This window comes from Bifidobacterium bohemicum DSM 22767, assembly GCF_000741525.1.
In the GTDB taxonomy this organism is placed as follows: Bacteria; Actinomycetota; Actinomycetes; order Actinomycetales; family Bifidobacteriaceae; genus Bifidobacterium; species Bifidobacterium bohemicum.
Map to the genome: position 1 here is coordinate 1 of NZ_JGYP01000004.1, position 26,093 is coordinate 26,093.

General features: G+C 57.0%; 13 protein-coding genes and 3 rRNA genes. 3 read left to right on the top strand and 13 right to left on the bottom strand.

Annotated elements, in window-relative coordinates:
• Positions 1–1,109: 1,109 nt before the first annotated feature.
• The 6 genes from BBOH_RS09580 to BBOH_RS05935 all read right to left on the bottom strand — a co-directional run bounded on the left by BBOH_RS09580 (position 1,110) and on the right by BBOH_RS05935 (position 7,762).
• Positions 1,110–1,373, bottom strand: a complete 264-nt coding sequence (locus BBOH_RS09580) for a Txe/YoeB family addiction module toxin (RefSeq protein ID WP_074428622.1) — start codon at positions 1,371–1,373, stop codon at positions 1,110–1,112.
• Entirely contained in the window at positions 1,370–1,633 is a 264-nt protein-coding gene (locus BBOH_RS05915) for a type II toxin-antitoxin system Phd/YefM family antitoxin (RefSeq protein WP_033521525.1), read from the bottom strand. Before BBOH_RS05915 ends, BBOH_RS09580 begins: the two co-directional genes overlap by 4 nt.
• A 171-nt stretch (positions 1,634–1,804) precedes the next feature.
• Complete coding sequence (locus BBOH_RS05920; protein WP_033521523.1) at positions 1,805–2,284, bottom strand: GNAT family N-acetyltransferase; 480 nt, start codon at positions 2,282–2,284, stop codon at positions 1,805–1,807.
• 189 nt (positions 2,285–2,473) lie between these two features.
• Positions 2,474–2,590 (bottom strand): 5S ribosomal RNA (rrf, locus tag BBOH_RS05925).
• Between the two features lie 167 nt (positions 2,591–2,757).
• A 23S ribosomal RNA gene (locus tag BBOH_RS05930) occupies positions 2,758–5,827 on the bottom strand.
• A gap of 410 nt (positions 5,828–6,237) precedes the next feature.
• Positions 6,238–7,762, bottom strand: a 16S ribosomal RNA gene (locus BBOH_RS05935).
• The 16S, 23S and 5S rRNA genes sit together here, the layout of an rRNA operon.
• A 659-nt stretch (positions 7,763–8,421) precedes the next feature.
• Here BBOH_RS05935 and BBOH_RS05940 point away from each other — a divergent pair.
• Positions 8,422–9,174 carry a Sir2 family NAD-dependent protein deacetylase gene (locus tag BBOH_RS05940; RefSeq protein ID WP_033522112.1) on the top strand — a complete coding sequence of 251 codons (753 nt, stop codon included), beginning with the start codon at positions 8,422–8,424 and terminating at the stop codon, positions 9,172–9,174.
• 102 nt (positions 9,175–9,276) lie between these two features.
• Here BBOH_RS05940 and BBOH_RS05945 read toward each other — a convergent pair whose 3' ends face one another.
• Entirely contained in the window at positions 9,277–10,173 is an 897-nt protein-coding gene (locus BBOH_RS05945; protein WP_143242464.1) for a TetR/AcrR family transcriptional regulator, read from the bottom strand.
• A gap of 187 nt (positions 10,174–10,360) precedes the next feature.
• Here BBOH_RS05945 and BBOH_RS05950 point away from each other — a divergent pair, with 187 nt between their 5' ends.
• Both BBOH_RS05950 and BBOH_RS05955 read left to right on the top strand, forming a co-directional pair.
• A complete protein-coding gene (locus tag BBOH_RS05950) occupies positions 10,361–12,871 on the top strand; it encodes a glycoside hydrolase family 94 protein (protein ID WP_033522102.1) in 2,511 nt (836 codons plus the stop codon).
• Positions 12,872–12,951: 80 nt separating this feature from the next.
• Positions 12,952–13,776 (top strand): alpha/beta hydrolase, encoded by an 825-nt coding sequence (locus BBOH_RS05955; RefSeq protein ID WP_033522100.1) that lies wholly within the window; start codon positions 12,952–12,954, stop codon positions 13,774–13,776.
• Positions 13,777–13,980: 204 nt separating this feature from the next.
• Here the strand turns inward: BBOH_RS05955 and BBOH_RS05960 are convergent, their stop codons facing one another.
• The 6 genes from BBOH_RS05960 to BBOH_RS05985 form a co-directional block, all read right to left on the bottom strand.
• Positions 13,981–16,044, bottom strand: coding sequence for a beta-galactosidase (locus BBOH_RS05960; RefSeq protein WP_033522098.1), 2,064 nt, complete (start codon positions 16,042–16,044; stop codon positions 13,981–13,983).
• 180 nt (positions 16,045–16,224) lie between these two features.
• The gene (locus tag BBOH_RS08320) at positions 16,225–17,724 is read right to left on the bottom strand and encodes a cellulase family glycosylhydrolase (protein WP_052362752.1); all 1,500 of its coding nucleotides are present in this window, start codon (positions 17,722–17,724) and stop codon (positions 16,225–16,227) included.
• A gap of 1,102 nt (positions 17,725–18,826) precedes the next feature.
• Positions 18,827–19,933: a glycoside hydrolase family 5 protein gene (locus BBOH_RS05970; protein WP_044098237.1), complete on the bottom strand. Its 1,107-nt coding sequence runs from the start codon at positions 19,931–19,933 to the stop codon at positions 18,827–18,829.
• Positions 19,934–20,029: 96 nt separating this feature from the next.
• Entirely contained in the window at positions 20,030–21,610 is a 1,581-nt protein-coding gene (locus tag BBOH_RS05975) for a glycoside hydrolase family 43 protein (protein WP_337588431.1), read from the bottom strand.
• Positions 21,611–21,718: 108 nt separating this feature from the next.
• Positions 21,719–23,758 (bottom strand): alpha-xylosidase, encoded by a 2,040-nt coding sequence (gene yicI / locus BBOH_RS05980; protein ID WP_033522096.1) that lies wholly within the window; start codon positions 23,756–23,758, stop codon positions 21,719–21,721.
• Positions 23,759–23,884: 126 nt separating this feature from the next.
• The gene (locus BBOH_RS05985) at positions 23,885–26,074 is read right to left on the bottom strand and encodes a glycoside hydrolase family 3 C-terminal domain-containing protein (RefSeq protein WP_033522094.1); all 2,190 of its coding nucleotides are present in this window, start codon (positions 26,072–26,074) and stop codon (positions 23,885–23,887) included.
• Between the last annotated feature and the right edge of the window lie 19 nt (positions 26,075–26,093).

Sequence of the window (26,093 nt, forward strand, 5' to 3'; positions counted from 1 at the left end):
CTCAAAAAAGAAACCATCCAAAAGGACGGAATCGACGGTGCCGTTTGGATAAGGACCAAACGACCACACAAAAAACCTCGACGACCTTCAAGACCTCCCGGCCACCCGGCACAAAACCAGGCGATCGCCGAACTGGCAATCAAAAAAGCTTAAAAAGTAGTACAAACACACTCTTGAGTTCTCAAACCACCACCACACCAACAACTTCAAGCAATCTCGAAGATTTGTTGTCGCTGCTGGGCAGCGAGTTACTAACCTACACTAGGTTGCTCATTTGCGCAAATCGACCAGGCAAAAATATCATGAGTTTCGTTGGAATATATACATTTTGTCGGCGTGTCGAAATTTAGTTATACGCGCCTTTTAAATTCTCAGCTTATGGGCAATAGGACTTTATCAATACATTTTTCTCGAGATTTGTGCATGTCGAGACTTTAACTCGGGATGTTCAAGACATACACGGTCATAAGGCCGTATGCCTTGGCCACTTATTTGGAGTTGAGTAAATGATAATCGAGAAAACTTTAAAGCCTTGATGCGAGAATCAGACCAATGGCATTAATTGCCTTGCAACCAACAGATTCCGATAATGAGCATTATGTTTGAAGATCCTTTCAATGCGCATTCACTCTTACCATCGTTATCCACCACCTAATCGCTGCACGTTAATATGCGGATTGCACTGCCGCAACAGGAACGGTTCCGCCCCTCACGAGACTTCTTTCGAACGTTACATCGATTTAACGCTTTGAGGAAGTTTTGTCATCTCTACTGCCAGCAAGAACAGTGGTTTGCATATTGACAGTGGAGGCGACGCAATAAGCCTGTATCCGAGACGAGGACATGCGGCACGACGAACCAAATTCCATTTCAATAGATTTTCAATCTATCGAATGATGAAAGGCATGAACTTTATGGCATACGGGGACGCTGCATTCAAAAACACCCGGTGCACATTTTATAGAATCAAGATGCACAACCGGCTCGATGCGCTATGTTATTACAGGGCACAAACCGTCCGATACAGGCCTTCCTCAGAATCGTAATGTGCACCCATGCTACATGGAATTGTAAAAACAAGAAAACACGATACTTCCGACAAGCAAACGCTACTCGTAATGACTCCATGCTGCATATATCGTTACTGTCTGAGTATCCTCATCAATACCATAGACAACACGATGCTGGCTATTAATCCGCCGAGAATACAATCCCCTGCTTAGCGGCTGCAGCTTTTCGAATGACTGAGTTGGCTGGTATGGGTCAGACTTCAAATCTGCAACTACCTGCATGAACGATTGCCGAAGATACGAACGCTTGATTTTTTTAAGATCCGACTTGGCCGAATTCTTGATTACGACGCGGTAGGTCACAACGTATCCCAATCGATATCATCAATATCCGTAGTTCCGCTGTTGTCGGCACGACGCTTTTCCACAGCGGAGAGTGTGCCCGTGCTCTCCAGATAGAGGGTTTCCACGATCGAATTCCAATCAGCACGATTAACGACCACGGCTTCCTCGTCTTTGTTGCCCCTGGCTGGAGAAATCACGACCGGCCTACGATGAACATTAACATCCTTAAGAATCTGATACAGATTCTTCCTTGCTGCCGTTGGTGTATAAGTATCCATCTTCACCGCCTATACTTAAGTCTATTATATTAACGTACGCTACTAAAGTACGCTTAATTGCGAGTGTATCATATTCTATCCCGTTCAGGGTGGTCTTACACTGCACGGTTCGGAAGTTAAACGATATTCCACACAAGGGGAATTCACATACTGTGGCCAAAACCCGTGAATCTATCCCATACGCTCTAAACATGAATTACATAGAGCGCGTTCCATCACAATCTCGCCATCGTCAATCTCACCGGTAGGAACAAATCCCAACTTGCGATAGACATGCTCCGCCAATGCATTTCCAGGGACATAACTCAATCGCAAACACGCGAACCCTTCCAATTGGGCTTGCTGAGCTAAAAATCGAAGCGTCTGTAATCCGTATCCGTGATTAACGTGTTCCTCCGGTATCAGGATTCTCCATATATCGCGAATGTTGTTTGCCAAATCGTCATGGGTCATAACGAAACCCACTAGGCTGTCCCCTTCATAAATCGCCAACGGCACCACCGTGTGTTCATTGCGGTACAGCCAGGCTTCAGCGAGTGAAACGCTGTTAGGAGCCACATACTCTTCAGCCTCAGGCCTGTGCATGGCAAGAACCTGATAAAAGTTCGACGCATCGATATCGCGTAGTTGTACTGTCATGGCCTTAATCATACTTGCTTGGTTTGGGGTGGATGGTTTTGTCCGGTGGTCGTCGTGTCCGTGTCCCGGTTCCCGTCGTCGGCCCGCCGGCCCGGCCGCGTCGACCGACCGGCCGGGGGGGCGCGGGGGATCCGTCCGGGCATGCGAAGAACCCCCGTGGGAGCCGTCAGGCTCGACCACGGGGGTCCCCGTTCAAGTGTGATGCGGCGGCGAGCTACTCTCCCACACCCTGTCGAGTGCAGTACCATCGCCGTGCCGGGCCTTAGCTTCCGGGTTCGGAATGGGACCGGGCGTCTCCCCCGGGCAATGACCGCCGCAAATCTTCTATTATGCACGACCCGCCAGGGATCGTGGGATGTGATGGTCCGGGAACCGGACGGTGGACGCTTCATGCAACAACGATCGATTCATGACCAGGCAACGTTCATCATCGCCATGGCCTTTCCGCAGTAGGAAGATGCCGTCCCCGCGACCAGCGCGGGAAACGTGTATTGCCCGTCGGCCATTAGTACCGGTCAGCTCCACCCCTCACGGGGCTTCCACGTCCGGCCTATCAACCAGGTGTTCTAGCCTGGGGCCTACAGGGGTCCGAAAACCCCACGGAATCCTAATCTTGGAGCAGGCTTCCCGCTTAGATGCTTTCAGCGGTTATCCCTTCCAAACGTAGCTAACCGGCCGTGCCGCTGGCGCGACAACCGGCATACCAGAGGTTTGTCCACCCAGGTCCTCTCGTACTATGGGCAGGCCTCCTCAAGATTCCAACGAGCGCAGAGGATAGAGACCAAACTGTCTCACGACGTTCTGAACCCAGCTCGCGTGCCGCTTTAATCGGCGAACGGCCGAACCCTTGGGACCTGCTACAGCCCCAGGATGCGACGAGCCGACATCGAGGTGCCAAACCATCCCGTCGATATGGACTCTTGGGGATGATCAGCCTGTTATCCCCGGGGTACCTTTTATCCGTTGAGCGATGCCGCGTCCGTACGCCGGCACCGGATCACTATCTCCGACTTTCGTCCCTGCTCGACCCGTCAGTCTCACAGTCAAGCCCGCTTGTGCGATTGCACTCAACACCCGATTGCCAACCGGGCTGAGCGGACCCTTGGGCGCCTCCGTTACTCTTTGGGAGGCAACCGCCCCAGTTAAACTACCCGCCAGGCACTGTCCCTGACAAGGATGACTTGTCGAGGTTAGACATCAAATACGGACAGAGCGGTATTTCACCTTCCGGCTCCACACGAACTAGCGTCCGCGCTTCAAAGCCTCCCGCCTATGCTACACAGTCCGAACCTAATGACAATACCAAGGTATAGTAAAGGTCCCGGGGTCTTTTCGTCCTTCTGCGCTTAACGAGCATCTTTACTCGTACTGCAATTTCGCCGAGCTCCTGGTCGAGACAGTGGGGAAGTCGTTACGCCATTCGTGCAGGTCGGAACTTACCCGACAAGGAATTTCGCTACCTTAGGATGGTTATAGTTACCACCGCCGTTTACCGGGGCTTGAATTCACCGCTGCCCCCTCACGAGGAGGGATGACGGATCCTCTTAACCTTCCGGCACCGGGCAGGCGTCAGTGCATATACAGCGGCTTACGCCTTCGCATGCACCTGTGTTTTTGGTAAACAGTCGCTACCCCCTGGTCTGTGCCACCCCCCAAGGCTCCCCAGGCAAGCTGGTTCACCCCAAGGGGTCTCCCTTATACCGAAGGCACGGGAGTAATTTGCCGAGTTCCTTGACCAGGATTCGCTCGATCGCTTTGGTATTCTCTACCTGACCACCTGTGTCGGTTTGCGGTACGGGCGCCGCATGCCCTCGCGCCGAAGCTTTTCTCGGCAGAGGGGATCACCGGATATCGACCCCAACGGGCCCCACCATCGCGCCTCGCCCTCACGCACCCCGGATTTGCCTGGGATGCGGGCTGCACGCTTGACCACGGACTACCACCGCCGCGGCCGGCTACTCCTCTGCGTCACTCCTGCGCTGCCCTACCGGAAGGTCTGTCCCAGCCCCCCGCCATCGGGAACCCCGAAGGGAACCCTCAAACGGGACGAAGGTTAGTACCCGACTTTCGGGCCTGTCGGTCATGCGCCGGTACGGGAATATCAACCCGTTCATCCATTCGACTACGCCTGTCGGCCTCGCCTTAGGACCCGACTAACCCAGGGACGATGAACGTGGCCCTGGAAACCTCAGTCATCCAGCGGACGGGATCCTCACCCGTCTCTCGCTACTCATGTCTGCATTCTCACTTCCGCCAAGTCCACGGCCGGCTTACGCCGCCGCTTCGCCCCTGACGGAACGCTCTCCTACCCAGTGTCAAAGACACTGCCGCGTCTTCGGTGGCGTGCTTGAGCCCCGCTACATTGTCGGCGCGGAACCACTAGACCAGTGAGCTGTTACGCACTCTTTCAAGGGTGGCTGCTTCTGAGCCAACCTCCTGGCTGTCTATGCGACTCCACATCCTTTCCCACTTAGCACACGCTTAGGGACCTTAGACGACGATCTGGGCTGTTTCCCTTTTGACGACGAAGCTTATCCCCCGCCGACTCACTGCCGCGATAAACCCCACGGGTATTCGGAGTTTGGTTGCTGTTGGTATCCGATACGGACCCGCAAGCATCCAGTAGCTCTACCCCCCGGGGGCAATGACGCGACGCTGCACCTAAATGCATTTCGGAGAGAACCAGCTATCACGGAATTTGATTGGCCTTTCACCCCTAGCCCCAAGTCATCCCCCCAGTTTTCAACCTAGGTGGGTTCGGTCCTCCACGCGGTCTTACCCGCGCTTCAACCTGCTCAGGGCTAGATCATCCCGCTTCGGGTCCAGGACATGCGACTCAAACGCCTATTTGAGACTCGCCTTCGCTACGGCTCCCCCACGACGGGTTAGCCTCGCCACATGCCACTGACTCGCAGACTCATTTTTCGATAGGCACGCCGTCACCCCTCAAGGAGGCTCCGACGGTTTGTAGGCGCACGGTTTCAGGAACTGTTTCACTCCCCTCCCGGGGTGCTTTTCACCTTTCCCTCACGGTACTAGTACGCTATCGGTCAGACAGTTATATTTAGGCTTACCCAACGGTCTGGGCGGATTCACACCGGATTCCTCGAGTCCGGTGCTACTTGGGAACAAGGATCGGAAGGCGTCGCACGACCGGCTACGGGGCCATCACCCTCTACGGCCGGGAATTCAATCCCGTTCGCCTAGCACGACGCTTTATCACTTCCGCCGACCCCTCCAGGAGCCGGACACCAAATCCCACAACACCGACCGCGCAACGCCTGGAGGCTATCACACGCGGCCGGTTTGGCCTTCTCCGCTTTCGCTCGCCACTACTCACGGAATATCTCTTCCTGCAGGTACTGAGATGTTTCACTTCCCTGCGTACCCCCCGCACAAGGCGGTGCCGGCGCATCAACACCGGCGGGTCCCCCCATTCGGAAATCCTCGGATCAAAGCCCTGTCGGCGGCTCCCCGAGGCCTATCGCGGCCCCACACGTCCTTCATCGGTACTGTCTGCCAAGGCATCCACCATACGCCCTTGCCGGCAACACACACCAAGTGCACCCTGCGGCAAGAACCCACACGAAAAACCCATGACAACAAATCATCACATTGAATGATCACAAAACGATCGACCGAACCCCCGAAACAAAAGAATCGGAGACCGGTCCATTAAAATTGCATTCTCATAAACAAGACCGCAAAAAACGGTCCTGCTCGCGTCCACTATCCAGTTCTCAAACCACCACGCACCAAGACGGACGACCCCCGAACACGGGAACCGGCCACCAGGGGCACGAACCGCACCGCCGAAAACGACGGGGTGGCGGTCCGGGAACCCAAAAGCATGCCCATACCACCAAAAGCCCTCATGATCTCTTCCACACCAGCAGGACCACACCAGGGAACATCCCCGGCCGGCCCGACACCGGACGCCGAACAGCGCCCTGAATTCTCCGTAGAAAGGAGGTGATCCAGCCGCACCTTCCGGTACGGCTACCTTGTTACGACTTAGTCCCAATCGCGAGCCTCACCTTAGACGGCTCCGTCCCACAAGGGGTTCGGCCACCGGCTTCGGGTGCTGCCCACTTTCATGACTTGACGGGCGGTGTGTACAAGGCCCGGGAACGCATTCACCGCGGCGTTGCTGATCCGCGATTACTAGCGACTCCGCCTTCATGGAGTCGGGTTGCAGACTCCAATCCGAACTGAGACCGGTTTTAAGGGATCCGCTCCATGTCACCATGTCGCATCCCGTTGTACCGGCCATTGTAGCATGCGTGAAGCCCTGGACGTAAGGGGCATGATGATCTGACGTCATCCCCACCTTCCTCCGAGTTGACCCCGGCGGTCCCTTGTGAGTTCCCGGCATAACCCGCTGGCAACACAAGGCGAGGGTTGCGCTCGTTGCGGGACTTAACCCAACATCTCACGACACGAGCTGACGACGACCATGCACCACCTGTGAACCGGCCCCGAAGGGAAACGACATCTCTGCCGCGATCCGGAACATGTCAAGCCCAGGTAAGGTTCTTCGCGTTGCATCGAATTAATCCGCATGCTCCGCCGCTTGTGCGGGCCCCCGTCAATTTCTTTGAGTTTTAGCCTTGCGGCCGTACTCCCCAGGCGGGATGCTTAACGCGTTAGCTCCGACGCGGAACCCGTGGAATGGGCCCCACATCCAGCATCCACCGTTTACGGCGTGGACTACCAGGGTATCTAATCCTGTTCGCTCCCCACGCTTTCGCTCCTCAGCGTCAGTAACGGCCCAGAGACCTGCCTTCGCCATTGGTGTTCTTCCCGATATCTACACATTCCACCGTTACACCGGGAATTCCAGTCTCCCCTACCGCACTCAAGCCCGCCCGTATCCGGCGCAGACCCGCAGTTAAGCTGCGGGCTTTCACACCAGACGCGACGAACCGCCTACGAGCTCTTTACGCCCAATAAATCCGGATAACGCTTGCACCCTACGTATTACCGCGGCTGCTGGCACGTAGTTAGCCGGTGCTTATTCGAAAGGTACACTCACTCTCGCTTGCTCCCTAACAAAAGCGGTTTACAACCCGAAGGCCTTCATCCCGCACGCGGCGTCGCTGCATCAGGCTTTCGCCCATTGTGCAATATTCCCCACTGCTGCCTCCCGTAGGAGTCTGGGCCGTATCTCAGTCCCAATGAGGCCGGTCACCCTCTCAGGCCGGCTACCCGTCAAAGCCTTGGTGGGCCGTTGCCCCGCCAACAAGCTGATAGGACGCGACCCCATCCCATGTCGGTAACCCTTTCCCACAATCCCATGCGGTCATGTGGAACACCCGGCATTACCACCCGTTTCCAGGAGCTATTCCGGAACATGGGGCAGGTTGGTCACGCATTACTCTCCCGTTCGCCACTCTCACCACGGTGCAAGCACCATGGATCCCGTTCGACTTGCATGTGTTAAGCACGCCGCCAGCGTTCATCCTGAGCCAGAATCGAACCCTCCACAAAAAAAATGGAAAAGCCGTTCAACGACTCTCAAAAAAGAAACCATCCAAAAGGACGGAATCGACGGTGCCGTTTGGATAAGGACCAAACGACCACACAAAAAACCTCGACGACCTTCAAGACCTCCCGGCCACCCGGCACAAAACCAGGCGATCGCCGAACTGGCAATCAAAAAAGCTTAAAAAGTAGTACAAACACACTCTTGAGTTCTCAAACCACCACCACACCAACGAAGCGCTTGTCTCTGGGAGAGAAGCAACCGCGTTAAGTAGCAAGGTGCAAATATACTCCGAAACCATATATCGCGCAAGTCGGAGACCACAAAAAGGTGAGGAACCGTTGCAATGACAAGGTTCCTTCGGCGTGTCGCAAAGACCTTTCCGGCCTTCTGTCATTCATTTTAGTGCCTTCCCACAATTACGCAACTCAATACCCACATATGTAAGGGTATGTCCGCGCATAACCTGCTGAACTCACCAAGTTCTGCATCCAAAAGCGCGCGTTGGACGGGAATCAATAAATTCGTCGCTCCAACCGCCATAATCCGACCAAAACTTCCTGCAGTAAGGATTTGCCTGCGAAAAGAACAATCCTTGATTCCGGTCATCGCTCATATTCCGATTATCATTAAAGCTAGGCAGATAACCAAGAGAGGCGGAAAAGTGACCAAGAAAATCGCAGTGCTTACAGGGGCGGGAATTTCAACCTCGGCTGGTATCCCCGACTTCCGCGGACCGGACGGCGTGTGGACCAGGCATCCAGAGCAAATGAGCGTATACGACATCGAGGCGTTCGTATCGGACAAAGACCAACGCGAGTACTCATGGGCCTGGCAGAAAGCATCACCGGTGTGGAGCGCAAAGCCGGGCAAGGCGCACCAAGCACTGGTAAAGCTTGAACAAGCGGGACTTCTGACGCTGCTGGCGACGCAAAACTTCGATGCTCTGCATGAAAAGGCCGGAAACTCCCCGGACGTGATCGTGAATCTGCACGGAACAATTGGCACATCGCATTGCATGAAATGCCATGCGGCATATAACACGGCCGACATCATGGCAAAACTGGATCAGGAGCCAGATCCGCACTGTCGACGGCCGCTGCCCTATCAGGGAAACATGCCATGCGACGGGTTGATTAAGACCGACGTAGTCTACTTTGGCGAGATGCTGCCAGAAGGCGCGATGGAGAAATCGCTGAAAAAGGTACGTCAGGCCGACGAGTTCTGGGTTATCGGATCGACGCTGGAGGTTTTCCCAGCAGCCAGTCTCACACCGGCGGCCGCGCAGGCGGGCGTCCCGATAACGATTATGAACATGGGACGCACGCAGTATGACAATATCGCCACACGACTGATTCACGAGGACATTGCAACCGCACTGCCGAAGCTGGTCGAGCAATCGATTGCAGAAGGGTGAGCCCCACCGAAACCCTGCGTCCAAGAGAGCCAAAGGCGTACGGCCTATGAACGGCACGGCTTCCGCATGTCACCAGAGCACACAACCGAATCGGCGAAAACTTTACACCCGCACAATGCGCGGCTTAGAAGACCGCTTATCAACAATCGGCGACCAACATCGGCAACTACAGCCGGGGTAGTCCAATTGCGACAAAGGCACGATCGCACTGCCGGAATGGAGACCGTGCGCGCGTAAAGATTCCCCACCCTGCGCGTCATACTCACTGGGGTCACCATAGCCGCTCCACAAAGGTTCGGGAAACAGCTCCTCCGAGAAAGCCGACCATTCCTCGATAAGATCAGCAGAGGCATCGCCCAACCATCGAAGCTGCAGCCCATCCATAGCACTCATCGCAAGCGTCCACAAGTGACGGAAACGGTTCAGATCACAGCGATACACATCAGGTAGCAGCCAGTTCATTGATGAAATCTGCCGCCAAAATTTCTGCTGTCTGTTGATAAAGTAGTCATGAGCCGGATGTTCCGGACTCAACGCCTCTCCATTAAGCGTCGAGAACAGCTTGACCATCTCCGGACGCCGAACGTTGAACAGAACGTTATTAAGGCAAAAGCGCGGGAAATAAAACAGCTCACAGCCGTCGACGTCGCGAACCCGCGCGTTTTCATAAATGTAGGAATCCGCCTCTTGCGAGTCATAGTAATCCCGCAGAATCATACCCAGCAAATCATTCTTGTTGTCGATATAGTGATACAATGCCGCCTCGGTGATGCCGATCTCATCAGCGACATCCTGCAACGACATGCCCCAGAAACCTTTGGAAGCAACGACCTTGGCCGCCGCCTGGACGATCTGCGTCCGGCGCTGTTTTGCATCCATCCTTTTACGATGCTCGAAATTGGTCGAATCGAACACCTTTCGCGCCCGGGGATTCGATGAAAACGTCGAGACCCTTGACAAAGCATGGACGTCCGGCGGAACACGCAGCCCTTTACCCATATGATCCGCTTTCAAGGGGCCTTTAGCGCCCAAATCGTCCATCACGGCCATAGCGCCAAGCCTAGCACAAGAACATACGTTCAAGCCCATTACTCCCACTTGTTATTGATAAGTCTACAAATAAGATTATCTTATTAGTTAAACGATAAAACAAATAGATGATGCCCAAGCATCCAGAAAGGACGTCATGCAATTCGGTCACTTCGACGACGAAGCTCGTGAATATGTCATCAACACACCAGCCACTCCACTACCTTGGATCAACTACCTGGGCAACGAGAATTTCTTTTCCCTTATTTCCAACACCGCAGGCGGCTACTCGTTCTACAAAGACGCCAAGCTCCGTCGCATCAGCAGATATCGATACAACAGCGTGCCCAGCGACAACGGGGCGCGCAGCTTTTATTTGAGCCTGATGAGCGGCGACGGCGCAGATGCAAGACCTACGCAAACATGGTCCCCCACCTTCCTGCCGGCCAAGACCACGCTCGATTCATATCGGTGCCGCCAAGGAATTGGCTACACGATATTCGAGTCATCAAAATGCGGCATAGACAGCACACTCACCGTTTTCGTGCCGATTGGCGCCAACGCGGAAGTCAACATGCTGCAAGTAACGAACGACACCGACGAACGCACGGTGCTGGACGCAACAGCGGCAGTGGAATGGTGCCTGTGGGATGCGACCGACGACGCCACGAACTTCCAACGCAACCTGTCCACAGGCGAAGTGGAGGTGGAACATGGCGGTGACCGCACACTGCTGTACCACAAAACGGAGTTCAAAGAACGGCGCGACCACTACGCCTTCTACTCGGTAAACGGGCCAACCACCGGATTCGATACAGACCGGGACGAGTTTCTCGGACTGTTCAACGGCTGGGACAGTCCACAAACCATTGCACAAGGTCACCTGAACGACTCCATAGCTCACGGCTGGCATCCAATCGCAGCGCACCGCTCACGACTGATACTTGAACCAGGCGAAAGCCGCACTCTGATTTACCTTCTCGGCTATATTGAAGTGTCACACGACAACAAATGGGAGGACCCGAACGACCCAGCCAAAGTGAGGCTTATCAACAAGCAGCCGGCGCATGAACTCTACACGCGCTTTGACACCACGGAAAAGGTCAACGCTGCCTTTGACGAGCTCAAGCGCTACTGGACCGACCTGCTTTCAACCTTCCACGTGGAAAGCGGTGACGCCCGACTCGATCGCATGGTCAACATCTGGCATCAGTATCAATGCATGGTCACCTTCAACATGTCACGTTCCGCTTCATACTTCGAATCGGGCACCGGACGGGGCATGGGATTCCGCGATTCCAATCAGGACCTGCTCGGCTTCGTGCACCTGATTCCCAGGCGCGCACGCGAACGCATCATCGACATCGCCTCCACGCAGAAGGACGACGGGTCGGCATGGCATCAGTACCAGCCACTCACCAAGCGCGGCAATGCAGACATCGGTGGAGGATTCAACGACGATCCCCTGTGGCTCATCGCCGGTGCTTACGCCTATCTTGCAGAGACGGGCGACGACTCGATTCTACGTGAACCTGTGCCGTTCAATAATGTCGAAGGCACCGAAACATCACTGTTGGAACACCTACGACGATCCATCAACTTTACGCTTACACATCTCGGACCTCACGGCCTGCCGTTGATCGGACGAGCCGACTGGAACGACTGCCTTGACCTCAACTGCTTCTCCAGCGAGCCCGGCGAAAGCTTCCAGACGGTGGAAAACAACGACACCGGAGTCGCCGAGTCAGTGTTCATTGCCGGCATGTTCGTGCTCTATGGCAATCAGTACGCCGACATCATTGAACACTATGGCGCAAAGTGCGGTATAAGCGAAGCTGACGTGAGCCGTGAAGCATCCGGCATCCGCCAAACCACCGCAAAAATGAGCCAGACCGTGGAAGACGCCGGATGGGACGGTGAGTGGTTCCTGCGCGCCTACGACGCGTATTCCCACCCGGTCGGCTCCCACACCGACACCGAAGGCCAGATTTACATCGAGCCACAGGGCATGTGCGTAATGGCCGGCATCGGCGTCGAAAGCGGGAAGGCGCAGCAAGCTCTCAAGTCCACCAAGGAACGCCTGACCTGCGACTGGGGTACGGCCATCTTGGCGCCGGCTTATTCCACCTACCGAATCGAACTGGGGGAAATCTCCTCCTACCCGCGTGGATACAAGGAGAACGGCGGTATTTTCTGTCACAACAACCCTTGGGTCTCCATCGCCAACTGCAAGGTAGGCAACAACGAGGAAGCCTTCGCGGTCTACCGACGCAACTGCCCGGCTTACTTGGAAGACAAGTCGGACATCCGGAAGGTGGAGCCTTACGTCTACTGCCAAATGGTGGCCGGTCCGGAATCCTATAGCCTCGGGGAGGGCAAGAACTCGTGGCTCACGGGAACCGCGGCCTGGACCTTTGTGAACGTCTCGCAGTATCTGCTGGGCATTCGTCCCACCCTAGACGGGCTGATTGTGGAGCCGCACCTTCCAGGCGAGTTCGACGAGTTAAAGGTAACACGCAAGTATCGCGGAACAACCTATAACATCACGCTGCGGCGCACCGGTTCACGCGGACTGACCGTCGACGGTGGAACCGCTCAGACCGTCGGCAATCTGATTATCCCGCCGACGGCCGGCACCACACAGGTGGGCGTTCAAGCAACGTTCTAACGCCCACAAATCGACTCCATCGATAACCAATGAGACAATCGTAGTAGCCGCGCATCATTGCGCGTGCGCAAAGGAGCATCATGAAATATATTAGGCAGACCATTGAAGGCACAGACGGAAGCCGCGCCGAATTCGACGGCTACATCATCGACAACAGCAAGGAGATTGACGAAAATCGCGTCCGACCAGCCGTACTGGTCATTCCCGGCGGCGGATATGAAATGACCAGCGACCGGGAAGCCGAACCGATTGCGCTGAAGATGCTCGGAGCCGGTTTCCATGCATTCGTTTTGCGATACTCCTGCTCGCCGTCGGTCTATCCCACGGCTTTGCTTGAAGCCGCGCAAGCAATGGCCATCATTCGCGAACACGCAGCGGAATGGCATGTTGACCCCAACGCTGTCATTATCCTCGGTTTCTCCGCCGGTGGACATCTTGCCGCAAACCTCGCCACTGACGCAGGTGACGAAACGGAACGCGCCCACGGCTACGACCCCGATGCCGTGCGGCCGAATGGCCTGGCATTGAGCTACGCAGTCCTGACCTCGGGAGAATTCGCCCACCGTAGCAGCATCGAACACTTGCTCGGGGACAAAAAGGATGACCCGGCGATGCTGGAGGAAGTCTCCTGCGAGCAACACGTCAGCGCCAAGACCCCGCCGACCTTCCTCTGGCACACCGCCACCGACGGCCTAGTGCCCGTGCAGAACTCAATGCTGCTGGCCAATGCCTGCGTCAATGCCGGGGTGTCCGTGGAGATGCACCTGTACCCGCAAGGTGGGCATGGTCTTTCACTTGGCACGCTGGAGACCGCGTGGGGCGGCGATCTGGCGAATGTGGAACCGTGCATCCAGACCTGGCCTGATCTGCTCATGGACTGGATCACTCGCAACTTCGCGAAGTAAGAGTAAGCAAAGCCAGGAACGTCAATAGAGGTGGGCTCCCAATAGCCGTATGGGAACCCATCTTTCTTATCATCACAATTCTACCGATGTCGCATCAGTTTGCCCCAGGTCCGCCTAGCCCCGTACCCAGGCCAGAAACCAGCAAGCGAATCGCCGACGAATAAGTAATGCCCACGCCTTGCAACAAGTGGACGCGGCGTACAGTCACTGGCAAATCAGCACTTCGTATGGTTTCAAATCGGCTTCGGTGGGAACTTCGGCATTCCCTAGGATTTCTCTGCTTCCAGCCAAGAATCGCAAATCGACTCCCGAAACCGGCTGACCTGAGGTGTTGATGACAAAAGTGAACGTCCGCCCATCGTCAGCGGTCCGGCGATCTATCTCGATGCCCTCGGGAGCTATGACAGAATCCAGACCGCTCACGGACTCCACGACTAGGTCGAACAGCGAATCCATACCGCGCTCGTCCAAAGGGGTACCAACGTAATAGGCGCTACCCGAACCGAACTCATGGACGGTGACCGCGGGGGAACCGGCATAGAATTCGTTACCGCCATAGTTAGCCAGAACGGTGACATTCTCTCCCTCCGGATGCATAATACTGGCCACGATTTCACCTTTCCCCGAAAGCGGGGATAAACCTGAGGATGCATACGCAGCAGGTAGCGCGGCACAATCAACCGGTATCTTCGCATCTGGCGCGAGGGCGTCAATTTCCTCAACCCGCACGCCCATCAGCTTGCGCAACTCCCCCGGATAACCGCCCGGCACCACCAAATCGTGCTCATCGTCCATGCCTGCCATGTAGCCGGTGACGAACTGTCCGCCGGCACGCACGTAGTCCTCAAGCCGACAGGCCACATGCGGTTTGACCATGATCAGCGCCGGAGCCACGATCAACGGATATCGCGCAAGAGTTTCGGCATCGGCGGTGCTCTCGATGAAATCGACGGGGATGTTGTGCTTGTACAGGGCACGATAGAAGCGATGCACTTCGTTGGGATAACTGAACCCCGTGGTGGGGCCGACCCAGCCTTCCAGAGACCAGTAGCTTTCCCAATCGAACATAATGGCCACACGGGCTTTGGTTGCGCTACCCATCATTGGCTCGGCGCAGCGCTCGAGTTCGGCGCCAAGACGCTCAGTCTCCCTGAAGACCCTGGTGTTTTCAGTACCATCATGGGCGATAATCGCGCCATGGGAACGCTCCACTCCACCGATGGACTGCTTCATTTGGAAGAACTGGACGGTATCGGCCCCGTGAGCGACCGCCTGCCAACTGAGCATGCGTACCTCGCCCGGGCGCTTGACCTTGCAGTAGGGGAACCAGTTCTGCTGGTTCGGGGTCTGCTCCATGAGCATGAACGGCTTACCTCCACCCACGCCACGCATCAGGTCGTGGCACATGGCGGTGAAGCTGGAAGGCATATCCATACCCGGGTAGTTGTCCCAGCTGATCACGTCCAGCTGACGACCCCACTTGAAGTAATCAAGATCCTTGAAGGTGCCCATAAGGTTCGTGGTGATGGGGGTGGTTTTGTCATAACGCCGAATCGCATCACGCTCACGCGTATAACAGGCCAGCAGCGAGTCGTTTTGGAAACGACGGTAGTCCATCAGCAGACCGGGAATGACGCTTTTTTCGGTGCCAATGCCATCGCCGTTGGTCGTCGGCGGAACGACATCGTCCCACTGGGTCAGCGTATGCCCCCAATAGTTCGCGCACCATGCCTGGTTGAGCGCATCAATGGTGCCATATTGGGCCTTGAGCCACCGCCGGAAATCCTTCGCGCAGTTCTCGCAGTAGCACATGCCGCCATATTCGTTGCACACATGCCAAGCCACCAAGCCGGGAGTGCCTTGGTACCTCCGAGCAAGACGTAAAGCGAGCTTCTTCGAAAGCCGTTGATAAACCGACGAGCACGGACAGGCGTTGTGACGCCCGCCGAAAGCGCGCCTACGGCCATCGGCATCCGCGCGAATCACCTTCGGATGCGTGCGCACCAGCCAAGCGGGCAGGGCGGCCGTGGATGTGGCCATTACGATGTTGAAATGGCGACTAACCAACAGTTTCACGATTCGGTCGAGCATCGTGAAATCATAATCGTCCTCGTTGGGCTGCAGCAGCGCCCAAGAAAACACATTGATGGTCACTTCGTTGATGTGGGCGTCCTCGAGCATCTCGATGTCATGTTCCCAGGTTTCTTCCGGCCACTGCTCGGGATTCCAGTCCCCTCCGAACAGAAAAGTATCGAATAAAGGCTTCATGCCGTGTCACTCCTTGCATTGCATACATGGATTTACTTATTTCAATTTGCGCGGTCACCGAACCGGCCATTCATTCGAACCACCGCACCCTGCCACCGGATCGATCAGATCCTGAAGCGATCCGGAGACGGGGATGGCGCCTACTCGGCGAAACGAAACCAGAGTAGGCCGCCAAGCCTTTTATGGACGAACAGTCACGCTCTGCCCGTTGACCGCCAACGGCACAGTCAGCCCGCTGCCGTCAAAGAACGTGAGGTTGAGGTTCACGTTTCCGTCGGACACGGAGGAATCGTCGAAGAACTGCTTCGTTAGCTTCAACGTACCGGCCTCAGGATCCACCTTGAACGAAGTACCGGACTGCAGGAATTTCCACCAACCCGAATTCGGGCCGACTGGATCACCGGCGTCGTTGACGGCAGCCGCGGATTTGACCACATTGCCTTTGAAATTAATAGGCACCGTGATGCCATCGGTTCGCGTTCCGGTGGCACCAGTGGCCGAGACGCCAAGCGCAGGTACTGCCGATTTGACCAGATATTCATGCCACGGGGCGCCCGCATTGAAGTTCAGCGTGAGGGTTGCGGCTTGGCCATAACCGTTGTGCGCGTCATAGACGGAACGGAGATACGCCTGGCTCAATCTCACTGTAGCGGCCGGCTGGTCGTAAGTGTAATCAACACCTGCCGCAAGCCCCGCAATGCCGGCGAACGTATTGTTGTTGAGCGTCAGCGGAATGTCCACCGATCCGGTGGGCTCGGCGCCCATGTAGATGGCGTCAAGTCCGGTGGAGTACGAAGAGCGGCCACGCATGCTTGCTTCGAGCATCGTGCCCATATCCGCGTTCTTCCACGTATAGGTCGGCGAGCGCCTGTCTATGGCGGAACCGTTGTCCCACAGGATAAGCGCGAAGTCGCCTTCTTGAGCCAGATGGTTCATGTACTCGTAGTATTTGAGCTCCTCGCCCGGTTGCAGGTAGGTGTCGGCCGCGTCGTAGCCGAGCAGGCCGAATTCGCCGACCACTGTTCCGATGCCGTGGTCGGTGAAGTTGGTTTTGACGTGCTCGGCAAATTTATCGGCCACGGTGCGGGGTGTGGCGTTCTGCCCGTCGAAGAGCTTCTCATCGAAACCGGTACGCCCCAGATTGGCGCTGTAGACCCATTCGCTGTAGTAGTGGACGGTGGCCAGTATGTATGGGTCGTGGAGGCCGAGAATCTGGTCGCGGGCCGGGGCTGTGAACTGATCCGCGTCATTGGTGTGTAAGGTCGGGAAGATTATCATGCGCTTCTCATTGCCAGGAACGGCACGAATAACCTCATGCGCCACTGTGTTGAGGGCGATGAGCTTGGTGATGCCATCGGCATCGCCGCTGGCGAACTGCGGTTCGTTATCCGTCTCGAAGCACACCCGTTGAGGTTCGTTCGCAAACGTCACCGCGAGCTGCTTCCAGGTATCAGTGAACTTGCGGTATTCGACGCTGCTTGGAGAAACGGTGCCGTCCCAATGATTAATCCACATGTAGGAGTCACCGTGCAGGTCAACATCAACGTACAGGCCTTCTTCCACGGCCCAGTCGACCACCTGCTTGTAACGAGCCAGCCAATCGGCATTGATGACATAGCGGTACTCGCCAGGGCCGGCGTCGGGGTTCTCGGCGTAGCGGTGTTCAAGGGTGAGGGGCATGCGAATCGTCTTGTAGCCTTTGGCTTTGATTCCTGTGATATCAGTGCCTTGGTGACGATCGGGTTACCCCAAGCCGATTCGCCTCCGGCGTTGGGCCGGCTGGAACCGGTATCGTATGCCTCAAAGGTATTGCCGAGATTCCACCCCCGGCCCATCGCCTTCGCGTAATCCATCGATGTCAGCGTCTGCTCGGGGGCGGGACTCGGGCTGGGATTCGAGGCAGGAGGCCGCTTGGCGTCCGTTGAGGCATAGACGACTTTCAGATCCGACATCAGCTGATACGTAGCCCCGTTAAGCACGACCGGTGTCGCCACGCCGTTTACGGCCTCGGTGGCACCTGCCGCTGACGTGGATGCGTCCAAGTTGGCCACCGTTGCCGCGGATGCCGACCCGGATACGAATACCCCGCCCAAGAGCACGGACAAAGCGCCGAAGGCACCCGCCGCACGGCGCATCCATGCCTTACGCCTGCATACACCCAACACGACGGCAGCCAAGCACAGCGCCAACGCGGCAACGGTCAAAACCGATACGGTGGAGCCGGTGGCGGCCAGATGCGTCGTCGAGGTCAGATCCACGCTATCCGAAGACACAGCGAGTTCGAGTGCCAGCAAATCTGCCGGGTTACCAGCGCCATCCAACGCCAAGGCCATGACGCTCAGCCCAGGAGCCACCGCGCCGGCATGCCATGACACTACGTTCGTCTTCCCCCTTGCCGTAAGGGTCTTAGGAATTGTGGTCGTGGCATCGATGGAGGTGATGGTTCGGGTACCGGCATTGGTTACCTGCAACGCGTAACCACCATCGGACTGCCGTAGAGCATCAATCTTGATGGCATCGGCCGCTTCGGCGCGGGCGGGCAGCAGCAGAGCCGCAAGGCCGAAAATCAGCACTGTCAAGAACACCACGGCACCCACTCTCGCAAAGTGGTTACGCACGAAGGCATATGACCTCGTCTGTTGACTAGTCCGGTTACTCATTTTCCCGTCCTTTTCTTCATTGAACTATGGATACAGCACCGCCATTAATCAGAGCGCTCCATGGCGACATGCGGCCTTGACGTGAAACATGTGGAAAGCCGCCTCTCACACAGGACGGCCGTTCACTGACCAGCGTCTTGACCCGCAAAACAGAAATCCCTGCGCACGGCCGCGAACATCGAGGCCACGACGGGGTCGAAGAACTCGCCGGTGGCGCGGTCGACGAAACACATCTCCTTGGACGACGTGTCCCAGATGATCGGACACATCCCGCGCTCGCAGGCGTTGCGCGTGACCGCTTCGAGCCAACGGACGTTGCTGGCGTGGTCCTTATGATCGACCTCGCCGGTCAGCACCGCGTACTCGCCGATGATCACCGGCACGCCGGCGTCAACGAACCGTCGTTGCAAGGCGTCGAAATCGGCTCGCATGGCCGCAACCTCTGCATCGGTGCCCCACGTCAGCTTCGGATTGTCGCACCAACTGCAATCGTGCTCGGCTATGGCGAATTCGGACGGCGAATAATAATGAATCGATTGGATGAGCCTGTCGGCCACCGAATCCTGAGGCAACTGGTAACGGGGGTCGCAGGACTTGGCCGTGTCGGCGTCGTAGCCGGGGATAAGCAGGAAACGATCGGCGTTGGCCGATCCGGTAGCGCGCACCGTGTCCACGAACAACTGGTTCAGCCGATTCAGAACCTCATAGGCCCCATCCATTGGCATATCCGGAAAACCGACCTCATTGGCCCCTTCAAGCACAAGCCGTTCATCGTAGTCTTTGAAGCATGTGGCGATGGCGCGCCACAAACCCTCGTAGCGTCTGCTCACCCCTTCATAATCCTTAGAAGCCTTACGAATCCATAGCTCATCGCCCACACTGCCGTCGTGATGGACGTTGACGATGACGTTGAGACCGGCTTCCAACGCATCATCCACCGCGTGACGTACCGTGCCCAGAAACGCGGGATCCACTTCGCCATCCGCATCGACCCAATCACGCCATGTGACCGGTATGCGAACCGTTGCGAAACCGGCCTTGCTCACGTTACGAAAAATATCAAGTGTGAGAGGTTCATTGTGCCAGAGCCGTTGCTGGTCGTCCGGGCTCCACCCCTTCCGGGCAGCCAAGGATCTATCCCGCTCGCCCTCGCAGGGGAACGCGTCCAACGTATTGCCAGCGTTCCAGCCCAGGCCGAGATCCTTCACAAAATCAATTGCGCTTACCATCGCCACTCCTTTGTCACTCCGTCTCGCGTCACTACATATCACTGCCGCGAAACCACCACGATTGCCGAATCATCTCTACATGCCAGCGCACGGCTTTCATGCCGACCCCTGCGGCAACCTGAACGTCACCGTGCCCTCGCCATGGACGAACGCGCCGAGCAGAACCCCCGTGAATCCACCGGCATTGGCAAACGCCAACACCGAAACCGGAGCGCTACCCAGCCCTTCAACGTGACCACCCTCCGCCACCTCAAAACGATAGCAATACTGGTCAGCGTGCACCCGCAGCTCAACGGGCCCTTCATGCCCGGTTAACGCAATGCCGCCCAGGCAGGAGAGCAAACCATCGTTGAACGTCGAGGCTTCAATGCGATAGCCCGAATCGGCGCCACCGTCTTTGACCAGTCCGAGCGTGAAATAGTGCCTGGCGTTGACGTACACAGCCAACCCGCACGAGCCGGATCGCAACTGCCGCACCTCATCGATGATGAAACCGAAATCGCAGACCATGGCCGGCTGGCGAACGCCGATAAGAGGAGGGCCCGCGGCCAGTGTGAAATCCTGCGCAAGGCCCTGCACCCGTATGCTTCGTACCGGCCGGTTGTCCGCCAAAAGCGCATCGCCACCTTTAACCGCGGTAGACTCGAAAGTCACCAAACCGCGCAACACCTCACCATCATCCGCAAACAAGGCGTATCTTCCTTGCCTATCCACGGATGGGGTAATCCACTGCATGGCGCGCATATCGAACCGACCGTCAAGCAGGTCCGGGCAGTCATAAGACTGGTCGCAGAGATCGGGCCACCCATCTTTCCAAGTGAAATCAGTCACGTAGGATTCACGGCCAAGCCACGTCTTCGAGGGATATTCATCATTACCCCGGGTGGCAAGGAAGGCCATCACCGTGCGGTCCGCTTCAAAATCAGCGCAATCCGCATGGCCGACGGCCTGCAACGGCAACGGAGTGCTGCGGTTGGTGACCAGCGGGTTGCCGGGATAATTCTCGTAGGGGCCGGTAACGCACGACGAACGCGCGATGTTCTCCATATGCCCCGCCTCGGTGCCGCCCTCGGCCCACATCAGATAGTAGAGGCCGGAACGCTTGTACAGATGCGGACCCTCAGGGTGCGCGCCGGTGATCCCCCGGCAGATTCTCGTCCGCCCAGACATGAGCCTGCCACTGGTCACATCAAGTTGAGCCACATAGATACCCGCCGGCTCGTAGCCTCCGTCCGGCAACTGCCCCTCGTTGCCACAGATGTATGCGCTGCCGTCGTCATCGAACAGCAAGCTCGGATCGATGCCGGGCCACCCCTCCACTTCCAGCGGATCCGACCACGGGCCTGCTGGGTCGGAGGCGGTATATATGGCCGTTCCGACGTTGACGTTCGCGACGATTACGTAGAAGAGGCCCTCGTGATAGCGGATCGTCGGAGCGTACATGCCCAGATTGTTGTCCATCGTTTCGTAAAGGAACTGGCTGGGGCGAGTCACGACGTCCCCAATCGTGCGCCAATGCAGACCGTCATCGCTAACGGATACGGGCAAGCCCGGAAAATATTCGAATGTGCTGTTGACCATATATAGCGCGCCACTAGGGCCTCGGCAAATCGACGGATCCGGATGAAAACCGTCTAGGGCCCTTTGCGCGGACCGCACATTAAACATCGTCATCATTGCCTCCTGGAGTTCTGCCGGACGGTAAGGCCGCGAGCGGGCAGGCGAACGAACCGATCAGATCGGACTTCCCGTTTCACCGTCGCGGCCATGCCATCGCTCAACCGATCATTCGCCCAACGGATCGGATCCCGGGCGGGCGAGCACCGGCAGGGTGTGGTAGTCGTAGGTCTGGGTGTACCAGCGGCCGGGCTCATACTCCTGCCCGCTGAGCAGGTCCTTCCACGCCTCGCCGGCATGCGCACCACCCGCGTCAGGCACGTAGAAACGCGCCGTGCCCTCCTCGTTGAAGATCGGGGCCACCAGGACGTCATCACCCAGCATGTACTGGGTGTCGATGTCCTCGCAGGTCGGATCGTCCTGGAACTCCAGCACCATCGCACGCATCATCGGCACACCCGTCTCATGGGTCTCATGCGACATACGCACCAGATACGGCACCAGACGCCGCTTGAGTTTGGTGAACTCACGCGCCACCTCGACCGCCTCCTCACCGTACAGCCAAGGCACCTTGTACTCGCCGGAACCGTGATAACGCGAATGCGAGGACAGCAGACCGAACTGCGTCCACCGCTTGTACAGGTCGGGGGTCGGCTTGTCCTCGAAACCGGCGATGTCATGGCTCCAATAGCCGAAACCGGACATGCCGAACGACAGGCCCGCGCGCAGCGACTCCGCCATCGACGGGTAGTTCGACGAGTTGTCGCCGCCCCAATGCACCGGGAACCGCTGACCGCCCACGGTCGCGGAACGCGCGAACAGGATGGCCTGATCAGCACCCCTGACCTCAGCAATTACGTCATAGACCGCCTTGTTGTAAAGCTGCGTGTAGTAGTTGTGCATCAGCATCGGATCCGACCCGTCATGGTACACGACGCCCTCGGTGGGGATGCGCTCGCCGAAGTCCGTCTTGAAGCAATCCACGCCCTGGTCCATCAAATGACGCAGCTTGCCCTGATACCATTCAACGGCCTCGGGATTGGTGAAATCGACGATCGCCATGCCCGCCTGCCAGCGATCCCACTGCCAGACCTGCCCGTCCGCGCGCTTGATGAAGTAGCCGCCTTTCACACCCTCATCGAACAACGGCGACTTCTGGCCGATATACGGGTTGATCCACACGCACACCTTGATGCCGCGTTCATGCAGTTTGGCAAGCAGCCCCTCCGGGTCGGGGAACTTGTCCCCGTCCCACTCGAAGTTGCACCATTCCAACTCCTTCATCCACCGGCAATCGAAATGGAAGACCGAAAGCGGGATATCACGCTCGGCCATCCCGTCGACGAACTTCATTACGGTGTCCGCATCGTAATCGGTGGTGAACGAGGTCGACAGCCACAATCCGTAACTCCACTCAGGCACAAGCGGCGCCTTGCCGGTCAGATCCGTATAGGAGTTGAGAATGTCCTTCATGCTTTCGCCGCCGATGACCGAATACGTCATCTCCTGATCCTCCAGGGAGAACTGCACGCGCGACACCTTCTCCGAGCCGATCTCGAACTCGACATCGCCCGGAGACTGCACAAACAGGCCATAGTTGCGGTTGCTCATGTAGAAAGGCACGTTCTTATAGGCCTGCTCAGTGCCGGTACCACCGTCGCGGTTCCAGATCTCCACGCTCTGGCCGTTCTTGACGAAGTTGGTGAACCGCTCCCCCAGGCCGTAGATTTTCTCACCCACACCCAGATCCAGCTGTTCGGAAACATGCAGGCTGCCCTCGGGGTCGGTGATCAACGCCTTCGCGCGCCAACCGGACCGGGCGATCTCCTTGCCGTCGAACAGGTACTGGAAGTCGATGGTATCGCCCTTGGCCACTCTGAGCGTGGTGCGCCCCGAAGTAAAGGTCCAAGCCTCGTCGGTCTGTTCGATCCGGACGTCGGGGTCACTCTCGTTGAGCCGGAAGCCGGGACAGCGGCTACGGTCCGTTTTGAAGTTCATCAGACGCGTGGTGATGATGTTCGGACGGGGGCTAGTCACCTCAATGGTGAGAATGCCACCATCAAGAGTCATGCCGGCGTTGTAGATAGGACTACCGAACGGGCAATAAAGAGTGAGCTTTTTAGGCTCGATCTTCGCCTCATATACGTTCGCCGCATATTTAACGCTGTAGCCGTCCTTGACCAACCAGCCACCATTGAGGAATTTCATATCACTTCTTTCTTGTCGGTACTTTCATTGTCGTGTATTTACATTTACTGCCTGCGGTGATTGCAAGCTGGCCAAGCCGCGGGCTTGACCGCAGCAAACCAATTCCCATCTCGCATAAGGCGCCGCTCACAGCTGCAGATTCAGTCGCAGGGTTGCGTCATGAGCGTTTTGTCCGATGAACACCTCCGCGCCAGAAGCCTGAGCATAAGCTTGAACTTGATTCGACCAGTAACTCAAGGCCCGTGCCTCAGGCAATGAGATATCGACCGGCTTTGTCTCGCCGGGTTGCAGGGAAATCTTGGAGTATCCCTTCAGCTCCTTGACCGGCCGGTCCTCGCCAGTGCCCGTCAACCCGAAGTAGACCTGTACAACCGTCTTGCCGGCCCGCTCACCGGTGTTGGTCGCCATGCAGTGCACATGTATCTCGTCATCGACCACACGGACATCGGGATCAGAATACGCAAACGTCGTATAGCTCAACCCATGCCCGAACGGGAACAGTACGGGCACATCCCGAGACTCGAAGTAACGGTAGCCGACATAAATATCCTCGCCGTAATCGACATGCCCGGCCAAGCCGTAGGTGCCGAGCTTGTGTGCCGGTGAATCTTGCAAATGAATGGGGAAACTCTCCGGCAGATGTCCACTGGGGTTAACCGATCCGAGCAGCACTTCGGCGAGCGCCGTGCCTGCTTCGGTACCGTTGTACCAGCTCCACACAATCGCTTTGGCTTTGTCCGCCCAAGGCATTTCAACTGGCGAACCGCCCACCAATGCGATGACGGTGTTGGCGTTGGCTTCGAGCAGGCCTTCAATAAGTTCATCCTGCCCGTAAGGAAGACGCATGTCGTCTCGATCCAGACCTTCAAGGTCGTAGTCATGATCGAGACCGCCTACAAAGAGCACGTGGTCATACTCGCCGGCCAGTCTGACGGCTTCATCCCGCAGAGCGGCGCGCCGTTCAAGCTCGGTTGCGCCGGAAGCCCCATCAGCGGCGTCATCGGCCCGCGTTCCGTCCGTCAAGCTGTCTTTCTGCCAGGTGGCACGCTGTTCGGAAGGCTTTGCGGCCTGATAACCAGGCACATATCGCACCTCAACATTGCCGCCAAGTTGTCCGCACAGCCCCAGCAGTGGCGTTACTTCGTAGAGCGTCTTGATTTCCGCGCTGCCGCCGCCGTTGGAATGCACTCGATCGGCATTGGCTCCCACCACCAGAAGACGTTGCATCGTCTTGGGGGCGAGGGGGAGCAAGTCGTCATCGTTTTTCAGCAGGACCACCGCCTCTCGCGCCACTTCAAGCGTGGAGGCGCGGTGCTCGGCCGTCGCGTAGCTGCCGGATTTACGGGACGGGGAAGCCGTGCTCCCCGTGGACTGCCGGACTGCATCATCATGAGCCTGATCGTTAAGCATGTGCAGCGCATCCATCAGGCACAGTACGTGAAATACCTTCTCATCCACATCTGTCTGGCTGATTTCGCCGTTTTCCACGGCCTGCTTCAACGATTTCGCGAATTTATAATCATCGAAATCCGAAGTTACCGACATCTCAACGTCAAGCCCCGACTCAGCGCTTTGCCTTGTACGGAACACTCCGCCCCAGTCGGAGATGACAACTCCCTGGAACCCCCATTCTTCACGCAGGATCTTGTTGAGCAGTGTTTTGGATTCGCAGCAGCGCTCATCGTTGACAAGGTTGTATGCGCCCATCAAGCTGAGCGCCCCACCCTGTTTCACGCAGGCCTCAAAAGCCGGAAGATAAATCTCGCGCATCGCTCGCTCACTGATCGTCTCATTGACCTGCAAACGGTCGGTCTCCTGACTGTTCGCGGCGAAATGTTTGACACATGCGGCGACGTCGGATTCCTGTACACCCTGCACGAAAGGAACGGCCTGCCCAGCGGTAAGGCAAGGGTCCTCGCTCATGTATTCGAAGTTGCGGCCGCACAGCGGGCTGCGCTTGATATTGACGGACGGGCCGAGGCTTACGTCCTTGCCGCGCCCCCTGGCTTCGGAACCTAGGACCTGGCCCGTCTTTCGAGCGAGCTCCGGGTTCCATGTCGAGGCTATGGCGCTGCCGCAAGGCAGGTAGGTGACATGGTCTCGAGAACCATAGATCGACTCCCAGGAATCGTCCGCGAATTCACGACGCACTCCCATGGGCCCGTCGCTCATTTTGAGCGGCGGTATGCCAAGCCTCGGCACCCCCTCCGTGCGGAAAAGGCCAGCGCCATGAATCATGCCCAGCTTTTCGTCGAGCGTGAGCTGGGTCAGCAACGCCTTGGCCCTGTCTTTGTTGGCCTGAGTGATTACAGTCATTATGCTTTCCTCTCATCTT